At 61.7% G+C, this 14,182-nt stretch carries 11 protein-coding genes; 4 read left to right on the top strand and 7 right to left on the bottom strand.

Translation table 11 applies throughout. The features are described 5' to 3' along the window. Positions 1 to 282 precede the first annotated feature (282 nt). Positions 283 to 2,232 (top strand): methyl-accepting chemotaxis protein, encoded by a 1,950-nt coding sequence (locus E8M77_RS19710; protein WP_137132335.1) that lies wholly within the window; start codon positions 283 to 285, stop codon positions 2,230 to 2,232. Between the two features lie 400 nt (positions 2,233 to 2,632). Here the strand turns inward: E8M77_RS19710 and dxs are convergent, their stop codons facing one another. Beyond that, on the bottom strand, positions 2,633 to 4,549 hold the full coding sequence (gene dxs / locus E8M77_RS19705; RefSeq protein ID WP_137132334.1) for a 1-deoxy-D-xylulose-5-phosphate synthase: 1,917 nt from the start codon (positions 4,547 to 4,549) through the stop codon (positions 2,633 to 2,635). Between the two features lie 282 nt (positions 4,550 to 4,831). Here dxs and E8M77_RS19700 point away from each other — a divergent pair, with 282 nt between their 5' ends. Together E8M77_RS19700 and E8M77_RS19695 are read left to right on the top strand one after the other, a co-directional pair. Beyond that, a complete protein-coding gene (locus tag E8M77_RS19700) occupies positions 4,832 to 6,763 on the top strand; it encodes a DEAD/DEAH box helicase (RefSeq protein ID WP_137132333.1) in 1,932 nt (643 codons plus the stop codon). 112 nt (positions 6,764 to 6,875) lie between these two features. Next, complete coding sequence (locus E8M77_RS19695; protein ID WP_137132332.1) at positions 6,876 to 7,784, top strand: homocysteine S-methyltransferase family protein; 909 nt, start codon at positions 6,876 to 6,878, stop codon at positions 7,782 to 7,784. 77 nt (positions 7,785 to 7,861) lie between these two features. Here E8M77_RS19695 and E8M77_RS19690 read toward each other — a convergent pair whose 3' ends face one another. The 3 genes from E8M77_RS19690 to xylF form a co-directional block, all read right to left on the bottom strand. Beyond that, complete coding sequence (locus E8M77_RS19690) at positions 7,862 to 8,647, bottom strand: ATP-binding cassette domain-containing protein (RefSeq protein WP_137132331.1); 786 nt, start codon at positions 8,645 to 8,647, stop codon at positions 7,862 to 7,864. Positions 8,648 to 8,661: 14 nt separating this feature from the next. Next, entirely contained in the window at positions 8,662 to 9,975 is a 1,314-nt protein-coding gene (locus E8M77_RS19685) for a sugar ABC transporter permease (RefSeq protein ID WP_137132330.1), read from the bottom strand. 111 nt (positions 9,976 to 10,086) lie between these two features. Then, positions 10,087 to 11,127 (bottom strand): D-xylose ABC transporter substrate-binding protein, encoded by a 1,041-nt coding sequence (xylF, locus tag E8M77_RS19680; RefSeq protein WP_137132329.1) that lies wholly within the window; start codon positions 11,125 to 11,127, stop codon positions 10,087 to 10,089. Between the two features lie 189 nt (positions 11,128 to 11,316). On the opposite strand from xylF, the gene E8M77_RS19675 reads away from it, so the two are divergent. Further along, complete coding sequence (locus E8M77_RS19675) at positions 11,317 to 12,576, top strand: ROK family transcriptional regulator (protein WP_137132328.1); 1,260 nt, start codon at positions 11,317 to 11,319, stop codon at positions 12,574 to 12,576. Between the two features lie 232 nt (positions 12,577 to 12,808). Here the strand turns inward: E8M77_RS19675 and E8M77_RS24420 are convergent, their stop codons facing one another. Genes E8M77_RS24420 through E8M77_RS19665 form a run of 3 tightly spaced genes read right to left on the bottom strand, consistent with a single transcriptional unit; the run spans position 12,809 to position 14,177 of the window. Beyond that, a complete protein-coding gene (locus E8M77_RS24420; protein ID WP_281408207.1) occupies positions 12,809 to 12,934 on the bottom strand; it encodes a hypothetical protein in 126 nt (41 codons plus the stop codon). Positions 12,935 to 12,984: 50 nt separating this feature from the next. Then, the gene (locus E8M77_RS19670; RefSeq protein ID WP_137132327.1) at positions 12,985 to 13,239 is read right to left on the bottom strand and encodes an exodeoxyribonuclease VII small subunit; all 255 of its coding nucleotides are present in this window, start codon (positions 13,237 to 13,239) and stop codon (positions 12,985 to 12,987) included. Positions 13,240 to 13,241: 2 nt separating this feature from the next. Then, positions 13,242 to 14,177, bottom strand: coding sequence for a histone deacetylase family protein (locus E8M77_RS19665; RefSeq protein ID WP_137132326.1), 936 nt, complete (start codon positions 14,175 to 14,177; stop codon positions 13,242 to 13,244). Between the last annotated feature and the right edge of the window lie 5 nt (positions 14,178 to 14,182).

Genomic DNA, 14,182 nt, shown 5'->3' with positions numbered 1-14,182 from the left:
CAAATAGAGTGTGTTGCCGATTGCCCGAACCTGAAGTGACAGCGTGTTATATTAGAATTAACCGATATTTAGGATTGAATTGATAATTCTTGTGACGCCGAAGATGCGCGTCGATCAAGACGCAGCGGGTCGGCAGAGCAGGGCGCTCCGATGCGGCTCCAGCGCCCGGTCCGTGCGCTGACGATGAGCCATGTCCTATCCCTGCCTCTTGAACGGTTTGCCCGGTGAATGATTTGCTCGTGGCTCCCTTGGATGAACGCCAGGTTCCCGCAGGAGTGGCAAGTGGCAAACATTTCTATCGTCGGAAAGTTTTTGATCATCATGGCCGGCTTCGGTCTCTTTACCGTCGCCATAGCCCTCTATTCGGGCCAGAAGATGCAGTCCATCGATACCGCATATAGTCTTCTGTTGGAGGGGGAATCCGAGGCAGCGCTCTATCTGGCGCGTTCCAACCGCAGCCTGCAGGCCACCCGCGCCGCGATTGGCGACCTGATGATGGCGCGTACCGATGAACAGAATGCCAAGGCTGAAAAGGAAGTTCAGGAGGCCCGCGCATCCTTTGTTGGCTTCATGGATCTCGTCGCCAAGGCTATTCCTGGCAATCCGGCCATCGCACCGCTGCGGACCGATGTGCTGGCCATTATCGATACCACCTGCGGCCCGGCAATTGCGGCAGGTAAAAAGGCAACCACGGATCAGGAGGTCGACGCCTCTCAGCTCGCTTTCCAGACCCAGTGCCAGCCCGCCTTTGCGGCGATTTCGCCCAGGTTTTCGGCCGTCACGACAGATCTCGTGAATGCCGCCGACGCGAGGAGCGCGGAGCTGACCGATATGACGAACGCCACCACGACCATGACGCTGGTTGCGGTCTTCAGCGGCCTCGGTCTCGTTCTTCTCGGTGGCTTTGTTGCCATCCGCGCCTGGCTGGTCAAGCCGATCCGCGATATGTCAACCACCATGACCGTGCTTGCCAATGGCGATCTGTCGGCGGTGGTCGATGGTCTGGGTCGGGGCGACGAACTGGGCGGCATGGCAAAGGCCGTGCAGATCTTCAAGGACAAGAGCCTGCGTGGGCGTGAACTGGAAAAGCAAGCCAGCGACGCGCGTGCCGCAGCCGACAGCGAGCGCAGCCGCACGCTGGAAAGCGACCGCCAGCGGGCCGCGGACATGGCAAAGGCCACCCATGGTCTGGCTGAGGGTCTGAAGCACCTGTCGGATGGCGACCTGACCTTCCGCCTGAGCGAACCCTTCGCCAGCGATTTCGAGGCTCTGCGCGCCGATTTCAACGCCGCAGTTTCGCAACTCGCAGAGAGCTTGCGCTCGGTCTCCACCGCCACCGGCACGATTGGCGATGGCACCCGCGAAATCAGCCAGAGCGCCGAAGATCTGTCCAAGCGCACCGAGCAGCAGGCGGCGTCTCTGGAAGAAACCGCAGCCGCACTCGATGAAATCACCGCCAATGTGACCAACTCCTCCAAGCGCACGGAAGAGGCCCGGACCGTGGCCGTGGAAGCCAACCGCTCGGCGCGCCGCTCCGGCGAGGTCGTATCCAGCGCCGTCAATGCCATGCAGCGCATCGAGCAATCGTCGAACCAGATCTCCTCGATCATCGGCGTGATTGACGAGATTGCGTTTCAGACCAACCTTCTGGCGCTGAATGCCGGCGTTGAAGCCGCGCGTGCCGGTGAAGCCGGCAAGGGCTTTGCGGTTGTGGCGCAGGAAGTGCGCGAACTTGCCCAGCGCTCGGCTCAGGCCGCCAAGGAAATCAAGGACCTGATCCGCAATTCCGTGGATGAAGTCTCGACCGGCGTGCGCCTCGTGCAGGAAACCGGCGAAGCGCTGAAGGTCATCGAACAGCAGGTCGTGACGATCAACAGCCAGCTCGATGCGATTGCCACCTCGGCCAAGGAACAGTCGGTCGGTCTGGCGGAAGTCAATACGGCCGTCAACCAGATGGACCAGGTGACCCAGCAGAATGCCGCCATGGTGGAAGAATCGACTGCCGCCAGCGCCGCCCTCTCCAGCGAAGTCGGCAGGCTGCGCGAGATCATCGGCCAGTTCCGCGTCGGTGGCGCTGGCGAGGGCATGCAGATCCGCCGGCCGGAAGCGGTGCGGGGCAATGCAAAGCCCGTTGCCTCACCGGCGCGCCGGATGATGGCCAAGGTCGCCGGTGCCGTGGGCATGGGTGGCGGCTCGGCAGCTGCAACCGCTGAAAGTTGGGAAGAGTTTTAAGCCCGGACTGGGGAATAGCTAAACATCAAAGGGGCGGCCTGAGGGTCGCCCCTTTTTTGCGTGAGGGGAGTGGGTGGGATGTCCGGATATCTTCTCTCCCCGTCATGATGGGGAAATGGTGCCGGCAGGCGGATGAGGGGCAGGGCAATCGCCATAAAGAAAGTCCCCTCCCAAACCCTCCCCACAAGGGGGAGGGCTTAACCCGGCCCTGCCGCCCGTTCAGGAAAGGGACGCCTGCCGCGTCGTTTCTCCCCCCTTGTGGGGGAGATGCCCGGCAGGGCAGAGAGGGCCTTGTTTCAAATGCGATCTCCCCCCTTGAGGGGGAGATGTCCGGTAGGACAGAGGGGGGGAATCACAGGATGCCGACAGTCCTGGGTAGACACCTTCCGCCAGATAACCATCACCCCGCAGCGCCGACCTTCTGCGTCTGCCCGAGCGCCTTGAACACGGTCTTCACGATGCCGGCGCGGTCCAGACCGGCGCGAGCATACATCACCTCGGGCTTGGCCTGGTCCATCCAGAGATCCGGCAGCACCAGCGAGCGCACCTTCAGCCCGCCATCCAGCAGGCCTTCATGGGCAAGGAACTGCATGACATGGCTGCCGAAACCGCCGACCGAGCCCTCCTCGATGGTCACGACCATTTCGTGGTGGCTGGCCAGCTGGCGGATCAGGTCATGGTCGAGCGGTTTTGCAAAGCGCGCATCGGCAACCGTTGTCGATAGGCCTGCCGCGTCGAGATCTTCGGCGGCCAGCAGACATTCGGCAAGCCGGGTGCCGAAGGACAGGATCGCCACCTTGGCGCCCTGCTTGACCACGCGGCCCTTGCCGATGGCCAGGATTTCGCCGCGCACCGGCATTTCAACGCCCACCCCTTCGCCACGCGGATAGCGGAAGGAGATCGGGCCATCGTCATAGGCTGCCGCCGTGCGCACCATATGCTTCAACTCGGCCTCGTCGGCCGCTGCCATCACCACCATGCCCGGCAGGGCGGCCATGAACACCGTATCGAAGGACCCGGCATGCGTCGGGCCATCGGCGCCGACAAGGCCTGCGCGATCGATGGGAAAGCGCACGGGCAGACCCTGGATCGCCACATCATGCACCACCTGATCATAGCCGCGCTGCAGGAAGGTGGAATAGAGCGCACAGAAGGGCTTGTAGCCCTCGGCGGCAAGACCCGCGGCAAAGGTTACCGCATGCTGTTCGGCAATGCCGACATCGAAGGTGCGGGCGGGGAAGAGATCCTGCAATTTGTCGAGCCCGGTGCCGGATGGCATGGCGGCGGTGACGCCGACGATTTTCTCGTCGAGCCCTGCTTCCTGCACCAGCGCTTCGGCAAACACTGCCGTATAGCTTGGCGCATTCGGCTTGGCTTTCGCCTGCGCGCCGGTGATCACGTCGAACTTGTTGACACCGTGATATTTGTCGGCGGCAGCTTCGGCCGGCGCATAGCCCTTGCCCTTCTGCGTCACCACATGGATGAGGATCGGTCCCTTGCCATTGTCGCGCACATTGCGCAGCACTGGCAGAAGGTGGTCGAAGGAATGGCCGTCGATCGGTCCGATATGGTAAAAGCCCATTTCCTCGAACATGGTGCCGCCGGTCACATAGCCACGCGCATGTTCCACGGCGCGGGTAATTGCCCGGTCGATATTCTTGCCCAGATAGGCCGTCAGCTTCTTGCCCAGTTCGCGAAAGCCCATATAGCTGCGGCCAGACGCAAGCCGCGCCAGATAGGCGCTCATGGCGCCCGTCGGCGGGGCAATCGACATGTCATTATCGTTGAGGATGACGATGAGGCGCGCATCGAGCGCGCCAGCATTGTTCAGCGCCTCATAGGCCATGCCGGCTGACATCGCACCATCGCCGATCACGGCAATCACATTGCGCGGCGTGCCGGAGAGATCCGCCGCCACCGCCATGCCGAGACCGGCGGAAATCGAGGTGGAGGAATGGGCTGCGCCAAACGGATCATATTCGCTTTCCGCGCGCTTGGTGAAGCCGGAAAGCCCGTCTTCCTGGCGAAGCGTGCGGATGCGGTCGCGGCGGCCGGTCAAGATCTTGTGCGGATAGCACTGGTGGCCCACATCGAAGATCAGCCGGTCATGCGGCGTGTTGAACACTTTGTGGATGGCAATCGTCAGTTCCACCACGCCAAGCCCTGCGCCCAGATGCCCGCCGGTCTTCGACACCGCATCGATCATCTCGTCGCGCAATTCGCGCGCAAGCTGCGGCAGGTCGCGATCTTCGATGGTGCGCAGGTCGGCCGGCAGGTTGACCTGGTCCAGCAGCGGCGTCTTGGGCATGGATGTCACGGAAACGGGCCTTTTCTGCTCTTTCGTCGGAGCCTTTATTCTCTTTCCAAGATGATGAGGAAAGCGGCATTTTCAAGTGGAACGACTTCCGGCTTCTAGCGGATTTCGCGGCGCAGGCAAAGACATGATGGTTGCGACCGTTTACCCTTCGCGCAATCGCCTTGGCGCCGTGGTGCTGCTGCTTTGACATTTGCGCTGCAAATCGCTAGGGAAGGCATCATACCCCGCCGCGAGTGTCGCGGCCCGCGCGTCAATGCGCATGAAAATCCGAAAGACAGGTAGATGTCCGAACTGAATGGCGCCGTCCCGGCGATCGCCAAGGCGTTGTCGAAACGCGGTTACGAAACCCTCACCCCCGTGCAGCAGGCCATGCTCGATCCGGCATTGGTCACCTCCGATGCGCTGGTCTCGGCCCAGACTGGTTCCGGCAAGACGGTTGCCTTTGGCATCGCCATTGCCCCGACGCTTCTTGACGGTGCCGAGCGTTTCGACGAGGCGCGTTTTCCGTTGGCGCTGGTGATTGCGCCGACGCGCGAGCTTGCCATGCAGGTGAAGCGCGAGCTGGAATGGCTCTATGAAATGACCGGCGCGGTGATTGCCAGCTGCGTTGGCGGCATGGATATCCGCTCCGAACGTCGTGCGCTGGAACGTGGCGCCCATATCGTTGTCGGCACGCCCGGCCGTATCTGCGACCATATCCGCCGCAATGCGCTCGATATGTCGGAACTGCGCGTCGCCGTTCTCGACGAGGCCGACGAAATGCTCGACCTCGGCTTCCGCGAGGATCTCGAATTCATTCTTGAGGCAGCGCCTGAAAGCCGCCGCACGCTGATGTTTTCGGCCACGGTTTCGAGCGGTATCGCCAAGCTTGCCAAGCGCTATCAGCGCAATGCCGTGCGCATTTCCACGACGTCGGAAGAAAAGCAGCATGCCGATATCGAATATCGCGCTTTGCTTGTCGCCTCTGCCGACCGCGAAAACGCCATCGTCAACGTGCTGCGCTATTACGATGCCAAGAATGCCATCGTCTTCTGTTCCACACGTGCAGCCGTCAACCATCTGACCGCCCGTTTCAACAACCGCAATTTCGATGTGGTGGCGCTGTCTGGCGAATTGACGCAGAACGAGCGCACCCATGCGCTGCAGGCCATGCGCGACGGACGCGCCCGCGTCTGCATCGCAACCGATGTCGCTGCCCGCGGTATCGACCTGCCGGGCCTTGATCTCGTCATCCATGCCGATCTGCCGACCAATTCGGAAACGCTCCTGCACCGTTCGGGCCGCACGGGCCGCGCCGGCCGCAAGGGCATCAGCGCCATGATCGTTCCGGTCAACCAGCGCCGCAAGGCCGAACGGCTTCTGGCCGGCGCCGATGTGACGCCCACCTGGGATCGCCCGCCGTCTGCCGAGGAAGTCATCGGTCGCGACCAGGAGCGCCTGCTTGCCGATCCGATCTTCGAGGAAGCCGCCCGTGAGGAAGAACACGATATCATCGCCAAGCTGGTTGCAGCGCATGGTGCCGAAAAACTGGCGGCTGCTTTCGTCAATCTCTACCGCGCCAAGCAGTCGGCACCGGAAGACCTGATCGAGGTTTCCGTTCAGCCGGGTGCTGCGCGCAAGCCGCGCGAAGGCGGGTTCGAGCGTCCGGAATTTGAAAGCAGCCCGCGCACTCCGCGCAGTGAATTCGGTCCGTCCGTCTGGTTCTCGCTGTCGGTTGGCCGCAAGCAGAATGCCGAGCCGCGCTGGCTGATCCCGATGCTGTGCCGCAATGGCAACCTGACGAAGAACGAAATCGGCGCCATCAAGATGCAGAGCGACGAGACCTATGTCGAGATTGCCGAAGCGCATGTCGATCGTTTCGCCGACGCCATCGGCCAGAACAAGACGTTGGAGCGCGGCATCCGCGTGACGCGCCTTGACCGTGCGCCGGACCTGTCGCGCCCCTCCGAGCCGAAGCCTTACGTGAAGAAGTCCTTCGATGACCGCCCGCGTGACGACTGGTCGAAGAAGCCGAAGGCTGCCAAGCCTGCCTATACGGGCGAGGGCCGCGACGCGAAAAGCTTCGACAAGCCCTTCAAGAAGGAAGGCAAGCCTTTCAACAAGGAAGGCGGCTACAAGGATGGGCCAAAGCCCGCATCCAAGGATGCCAAGCCCTTTGCCAAGAAGGGTAAGCCGAAAAAGGCCAATAGCGCCCCCAGCGAGCGCTGGAAGTAATTTCCAAAAACCTTGGTAATCATTGCATCAGCCCGGAAATCGACAGTCGATTTCCGGGCTGATGCCGTTTACGGTCCAGCCACTGGATGAACGATACTGACGGGTGGCATGCATGAACAAACTTCGCATTCTCGATGGCGGCATGAGCCGTGAACTTCTGCGGCTGGGCGCGGAACTGAAGCAGCCGGAATGGTCGGCGCTGGCGCTGATCGATAGCCCGGATATCGTGCGCCAGGTGCATGCGGAATTTATCGCCGCCGGTGCGGATGTCATCACCACCAATTCCTATGCGCTTGTGCCTTTCCACATTGGCGAAGAGCGCTTTGCCGCCGAGGGCGCCGGTCTGATTGCTTTGTCGGGCGCTCTGGCGCGCGAGGCAACCGTTGCATCAGGGCGCGCGGTGACTGTCGCAGGTGGCCTGCCGCCGATCTTCGGCTCCTATGAGCCTGAAAATTTCGATGCCTCGCGCGTTCAGGATTATCTGTCCGTGCTGGTTCAGAACCTTGCGCCGCATGTCGATGTGTGGCTGGGCGAAACCTTGAGCCTGATTGCCGAAGGGGAGGCGGTTGCCGTTGCGGTGAAAGACACCGGCAAACCCTTCTGGATCTCCTTCACGCTGGCCGATGATGCGGCAGCTATTGCCGGCGGCGAGCCGAAGCTGCGTTCCGGCGAGACGGTGGCGGATGCCGCCGAATGGGCGGCGGGCTCCGGCGCATCGGTGTTGCTTTTCAATTGCGCCCGACCGGAAGTGATGAAGAAGGCTGTCGAAGTCGCGGCATCAGTCTTGCGCGCACGTGGGGCGGACCTCGAGATCGGCGTCTATGCCAATGCCTTTGAGAGCGATAGTGATGAGACTGCGGCCAATGAGGGCCTGCACGAAACGCGCGCCGACCTGACGACGGATGCTTATTCGCGCTTTGCCTGTGACTGGGTGGATGCCGGTGCAACGCTGATTGGCGGCTGCTGCGGCATCGGCGCTGCGCATATTCACACGCTGGCCGGTGTCTTGCGCAGTCGGTAATATCTCAGGGCGGATGAGGGGACCTCTTGCGCGAACGTAGCCTGTCGCAAAACAGGCTACGTCCTTGCCCCAATCCCTCACGCCATCTGCATGGCACCAGGGCCGGCCACGGCGCCGGGTGGCACCTTGCCCATGATGATCATGCCGAGCACTTCATCCTTCGTCACGTCCTCGGTACGGGCATGGCCCACCACGCGGCCGTTCTTCATCACGAATACCCGGTCGGCCAGATCGAACACGTCATGGATATCGTGCGAAATCAGGAAGATGCCGATCCCCTCGCGCTTCAACTGGGTAATCAGCTCGCCCACCTGCGCGGTTTCCTGCGGCCCAAGGGCGGCCGTCGGCTCGTCCATGATGAGGATGCGCGCATCAAACAGAATGGCGCGGGCAATCGCCACCGATTGCCGCTGGCCGCCCGAAAGCGCGCGCACCGGCTCCTTGAAGCGCTGGAAATTGGGGTTAAGGCGCCCCATCACCTCGCGGGCTTTTGCTTCCATCGCCACATCGTCCAGCGTGCCCCAGGCGGTGCGCAACTCGCGACCGAGATAGAGATTGGCGGCGGCATCGACATTGTCGGCGACAGCCAGTGTCTGATAGATGGTCTCGATGCCATAGGCCTTGGCATCGCGCGGATTGTTGATCTCGGCGGCCTCGCCATTGATGAGGATCTCGCCGGCATTGCGGCGATAGGCGCCCGACAGGATTTTGATGAGGGTGGACTTGCCGGCACCGTTATGGCCGAGAAGGGCAACCACTTCGCCGGGAAAGAGATCGACGGAAGCGCCTTCCACTGCGTGGATGCCGCCGAAGGAGATGGAAATGTTGCGCATTTCCACCAGAGGGGTCTGTTTTTGCGTCATATCTCCAACTCCTCCTAACGAGCCCGTGCGCGGTAGACGGTGTCCAGCCAGACGGCGACAACCAGAACCAGGCCGATGACGATGCTTTGCAGTGGCGCATCCATGCCGAGCAGAACCATGCCCGAATTCAGCGATTGCATGACGATGGCGCCGAGAACGGCACCGGCTATCGTGCCCATGCCGCCGGCAAGCGAGGTGCCGCCGATCACGGCCGCCGCAATGGTGTAAAGCTCATCCAGCGTGCCTTGCGCATTGGTGGCGGCATTGAGACGGGCCGTCGAGATGGCGGCGGCGATGGCGCAGAGCGCCCCCATCAGGGCAAAGATGCGCACCGTGACCCAGCGGGTCTTGATACCGGCAAGCTCTGCTGCTTCCGGGTTGCCGCCGATGGCAAACACGTAACGGCCAAAGCGGGTGCGGTTGGTGATGAAAGTCATCACCACGGCAATGCCCAGCGCGATCAGCACGGGAATGGCGATGCCGAGCGGGATTTCCAGCCCGCCTTCCGGCCAGGCAATGCCATTGGCTTCGGCATAGCGGCGCGCCAGGTTGACAGGCATATAATAGCTGTTGAGCACTTGCACGGCGCCAAGCACCACGCCGCAGCCGACGATGCCGATGAAATATTCGGCCCAGATGGGCTTTAGAGGAAAGCCGAAGCGCTTGCGCTGCTGGCGCGAATGCAGGATCGACAGGACGATGAATACGCAGGCAACAATGCCGACGGCCCAGCTGGCGGTGGCTCCGATCGAGCCGTCCGCGCCGCCGCCCATCAGGCGAAACGTGGTGTCCATGGGCGCAACCGTTGCGCCGCTTGTCACCATCCAGGCTGCACCGCGCCAGACCAGCAGGCCGCCAAGCGTGACGATGAAGGAGGGAACGCTGAGAAAGGCGATGATTGCGCCATGGAAGGCGCCGATGGCAGCGCCCAGCGCAATGCCGAGCATCAGTGTCAGAACCCAGGTGAGGGGATGATCAAAGCCCAGCATGCCGGGCAGGAATTTCGTCTGGGTGACCGCCATGATCATGCCGACGAAACCGAGGATCGATCCGACCGAAAGGTCGATATTGCGGGTCACGATGACCAGCACCATGCCGGTGGCCATGACGGAGACGGAAGCCGCCTGAACCGAAAGGTTCCACAGGTTGCGGGATGTCAAAAACAATCCGCCCGACAGGATGTGAAAGCCGATCCAGATGAAGACGAGCGCAAAGACCATGCCGAGAAGGCGCGTGTCGAGTTCTGTCGCCTGAAAGAAGCGCTGCCAGAGATTGCCTCTTGCCGGCCGCGCAGTGCTGGAAGGCACGACGATGCTGTGATCCGCCATAATCCTTCTACTCCCCTTGTGTTATCATTGGCCACAGGCAGGCGTGGGACGCCGCAAGTGTGCTTGCGGCGTCCTGCCTTTTAGAACTGTGCTACCTTCTGGTGCTGCTGCTTACTTGCAGGCAGCGACTGTTCCGGCCTTGACGCCCTGGCAAAGCTCGGCCTTGGAAATCCAGCCGGCCTCGAGAACAACATTCAGGTTGTCCTTGGTGATGGCCTGCGGGGTCAGGAACTGCGAGGTGATTTCCACACCCTTGGCGCCGCCCTTGAACTTGGTGCTGCCCGGAATTTCGCTGATCTTCTTGCCACCGGCAAGCGCCACAGCCACTTCACCGGCCTTCTTGCCCAGCATGCGGCTGTCTTTCCAGACAGACACGGTCTGGGTGCCAAGTGCCACGCGGTTCAGCGCTGCCTTGTCACCATCCTGGCCGGAGACCGGAACGGCGCCGGCAAGGCCCTGTGCTTCGAGCGCTGCCACCACACCGCCGGCCATGCCGTCGTTGGAGGAAACGACCGCGTCAACCTTGTTGCCGTTCTTGGTCAGGAACTGCTCCATGTTCTTCTGGGCAATTTCCGGCTTCCAACCATCCGTATAGGCTTCGCCGACATTCTTGATCTTGCCGCTGTCGATGGCGGCTTTCAGCACTTCCATCTGGCCGGAGAAAACGAAATCGGCGTTCGGATCGGTGGAGCCGCCCTTGATGAACACGTAATTGCCGGTGGGCTTCACCTTGAAGACTTCTTTCGCCTGCAGGCGGCCGACTTCCTTGTTGTCGAAGGTGATGTAATAGGTGTTGGGGTTCTCGATCAGGCGGTCATAGCCGACGACCGGAATGCCTTCATTGGCGGCCTTTTCGATGGCCGGGCCAATGGCGCCGGAATCCTGGGCCAGAACGATCAGCGCATTGGCACCCTGCGAAATCAGGCTTTCGATGTCGGTCAGCTGCTTTGCGGCAGATGTCTGGGCGTCAGCGGAAATATACTTGGCGCCAGCGGCTTCGAGAGCCTTCTTGATGGCTGCTTCGTCCGTCTTCCAGCGTTCTTCCTGGAAGTTCGACCAGGATACGCCAACGATGAGATCCTTGGCCTGAGCGGGCATGTGAACGGACGTGATGACAGCGGCGGTCGCCATCAGTTTCATGATGGATTTCATTTCCAAAACCTCCCTTTGTGCGCGAGCCGGCTGACCTCCTCGTCCGCCCTGACTCGCCGAAAAACTGTCGGCCAAACCCCCGATCCCCTGAGAAAGATTGTTTTTCTCGACAGTCGAGAAAATATCTGTCAGATGATGTTCCTGCTGTCAACACCATGATTTGCAGTGCACCAGCCAATTCGAGCTCTCATGCCCAGTGTTGTCTCTTTCCAAAGCTCATCTGCACTGCAGGGCTTGGCCGGCGGGGCCAAACCGGGCACGGAACAGCTGCGCCGGCAAAATCTCATCACTGTCTTGTCGGCGCTTCGCCGCTCCGGCGCCATGTCGCATACCGGGCTCTCGGTAGAGACGGGCCTTGCATCGGCGACGGTCACGGCGGTGACAGCGGATTTGGAGCGGGCCGGGGCGATCGAGCGGCAGGAGCAGGCGGTATCCGGCGGGCGTGGCCGGCCGCGGGTCATGTTGTCGCCGCGGCGCAGCTTTGCCCATGTGGCGGCGGTGCAGATTTCCTCGGATGCCGTGCATTACGCGCTGGCCGATTATCGCGGCACGCTGATCGACCGGTTCAGCACAAGGCGCGATCTGGAAGGCACGCCGGCAAGCCTGCTCGATGAGGTCTCAGGGGCTGTGAAACGGCTGATGGAGCGCTCGCGGCTGAAGCCGGAGGATGTCTCGGCGCTGTCGCTGAGCAGCAAGGGCATTGTCGATGCAGAGGCGGGCCGGCTCGTCTGGTCGCCTGTCTTCGGCGACAGGCCGGTGGACTTTGCAAAGCTGCTGGACGACCTGCCGCAGGCGCAGCTGGCGCTCAACAATGAAACGCTGCTTGTGGCGCATGCCAAGGCCAGCCGGCAGATGCAGGATGCGGACGCGCCTGATTTTTCCGGGTTGATCACCCTGTCGCTCGGCCACAGTATCGGGCTTGGCATTGCCCGGCTGGACGGGCAGGGCAGCCTTGCCGTCACGGCGCCGAATTTCGGCCATATGCTGAATGCCGTTGATGACCGGCTCTGTCGCTGCGGCTCGCGCGGCTGTATCGAGGCGACAGCCGGGTTTTACGGAATCTTGCGGCTGGCCTTCCAGGTGCCGCCCAACACCATTCCCGCCCGCTTCGTGCCGCTTGCCGAAATGGAAAAGATCGCGCTTTCGGCCCGCCAGGGCACGCGCATGGCGCAATATGCCTTTCGTCAGGCGGGGCTTGCGCTCGGCCAGGGCCTGTCACGCGTGCTGAGCTTGTATGAAAACATGCCGGTTGCGATTACCGGGCCGGGCACGCGCTTTTATGATCTTCTGGCCGGCGGCATGGAAGAGGGCCTGCGCCAATCGCTGCATGTACGCCTGAATGGTCTGCCGCATATCGATATCGAACCGGACGAGGCGGGGCTCGTCTTCGACGGCCATGTCGATCGGGCGCTTGCGGCGGTGGATCAAAGGGTGATGGCGGTGCGGTGATAGGGTTATCCTGATTTTATAACCCCCTCTGGGCTGCCGCCCATCTCCCCCACAAGGGGGGAAGATAACCCCGCTTCTGCCCGCGTGCTCTCAAAGATACCTCGCGTTTCAGTAAACTCTTCTCGCCTGCTTGGAGGGCTTCTGTTGAGGCGGCTCCGGATCGTCTTGCTTGTCTCCCCCCTTGTGGGGGAGATGCCCGGCAGGGCAGAGAGGGTCTAAAAACTCTTCAGCCTCAGCTCGTCTCGCCCGGCGTAAAGCCAAGCAGGTAAACCCCCGCCAGCACCAGGGCTGTGAGGAAAAGGGTAACAACAAAGGCCATCATGCCGCCCTTGGCGGTCTTTCCGGTATCTTTTGCCATGCCGCATAAACGGCTTGGCAGACATTCGGTTCCCGGATGAAGAGGATGTCTCAGGCGCCGTCGAGCGGTTCGACGCCCTGCGGATTGCCGGCGCGGTCAAGCCGGATCTTTTCGATGCGGTTTTCCGCCGCGTTGAGCAGCTTTTCGCAATGCTTTTTCAGGGCTTCGCCGCGCTCGTAGATGGCAATGGATTCGTCCAGTGCCACATCGCCGCGTTCCAGCCGCGCCACGATGCTTTCCAGTTCCGCCACGGCCTTTTCGAAGGTGTAGGCGCCAACGTCGTGGCCTTCTGCGCTCTGCGACATCACTAGCCTTTCATCAGTCTGCAAATATGCAGGCCGGCCGATTCGGCCAAGCCTTCCAGATCATAGCCGCCTTCCAACAGGCTTACGACCCGGTTGCCGGCGTATTTCCCGGCAATTTCCATCAGCCGCCCGGTTGCCCAGTCGAAATCATCGCCGACAAGGTTGATCTGCGCCAGCGGATCGCGGTGATGGGCATCAAAGCCTGCGGAAATCAGGATGAAATCCGGGCGGAAATTGTGAAGCGCCGGCAGCACGCGCGAGGAAAAGGCCTCGCGGAAATGCTCGCCGGCGGAATTGGTTTCCAGCGGCGCATTGACGATATTATTATGCTTGCCCGTTTCGTCACGCTCGCCCGACCAGGGATAGAGCGGCATCTGGTGCGTCGAGCAGAACAGCACGGATGGATCGTCCCAGAAGATATCCTGCGTGCCATTGCCGTGATGCACGTCCCAATCGACAATGGCGACACGCTCCACGCCATAGGTCTTTTGCGCATGGCGGGCGGCAATCGCCACATTGTTGAACAGGCAAAAGCCCATGGCCTTCGATTTTTCCGCATGGTGGCCGGGCGGGCGCGAGGCGACGAAAACATTGTCGGCCTTGCCAGTAAACACGTCGTCCACGGCGGCCATGGCGCCGCCAATGCCCATCAGCGCCGCCTGCAGGCTCTTGGCGCTCACATGCGTATCGGCCTCGATCTGGCGGATCAGGTCTTCTTCCTCGGGGATCTCGCGCATCACCGAGAGGAAATGGCTTTCCGGATGCGCCAGCATCACGGCATCCTCATTGGCCTGCGGCGCTTCCACGCGTTCCAGCCGGTCGAAATTCGGATGCTCCAGCGCAATGGAGAGCGAGCGCAGCCGGTCGGCGCGCTCCGGGTGGCCGGCGGGCGTGTTATGCTCCAGAAAGATCTTGTTCTCGTAAAGGCGGGTTGTCATCCGGT

Origin of the sequence: Rhizobium sp. FY34 (assembly GCF_005222845.1) — a bacterium.
Classification (GTDB): domain Bacteria; phylum Pseudomonadota; class Alphaproteobacteria; order Rhizobiales; family Rhizobiaceae; genus Neorhizobium.
The sequence above is the reverse complement of the archived record's forward strand: the minus strand, read 5'-3'. Positions and strand labels throughout refer to the sequence as shown.

Excerpts from the sequence above, each read along its gene's own strand:
- E8M77_RS19670 (WP_137132327.1), bottom strand. The coding sequence starts at position 13,239 with ATGTCGCAGAGCGCAGAAGGCCACGACGTTGGCGCCTACACCTTCGAA.
- E8M77_RS19700 (WP_137132333.1), top strand. The coding sequence starts at position 4,832 with ATGTCCGAACTGAATGGCGCCGTCCCGGCGATCGCCAAGGCGTTGTCG.
- E8M77_RS19675 (WP_137132328.1), top strand. The coding sequence starts at position 11,317 with ATGCCCAGTGTTGTCTCTTTCCAAAGCTCATCTGCACTGCAGGGCTTG.
- xylF (WP_137132329.1), bottom strand. The coding sequence starts at position 11,127 with ATGAAATCCATCATGAAACTGATGGCGACCGCCGCTGTCATCACGTCC.
- E8M77_RS19665 (WP_137132326.1), bottom strand. The coding sequence starts at position 14,177 with ATGACAACCCGCCTTTACGAGAACAAGATCTTTCTGGAGCATAACACG.
- E8M77_RS19690 (WP_137132331.1), bottom strand. The coding sequence starts at position 8,647 with ATGACGCAAAAACAGACCCCTCTGGTGGAAATGCGCAACATTTCCATC.
- E8M77_RS19685 (WP_137132330.1), bottom strand. The coding sequence starts at position 9,975 with ATGGCGGATCACAGCATCGTCGTGCCTTCCAGCACTGCGCGGCCGGCA.
- E8M77_RS19695 (WP_137132332.1), top strand. The coding sequence starts at position 6,876 with ATGAACAAACTTCGCATTCTCGATGGCGGCATGAGCCGTGAACTTCTG.
- E8M77_RS24420 (WP_281408207.1), bottom strand. The coding sequence starts at position 12,934 with ATGGCAAAAGATACCGGAAAGACCGCCAAGGGCGGCATGATGGCCTTT.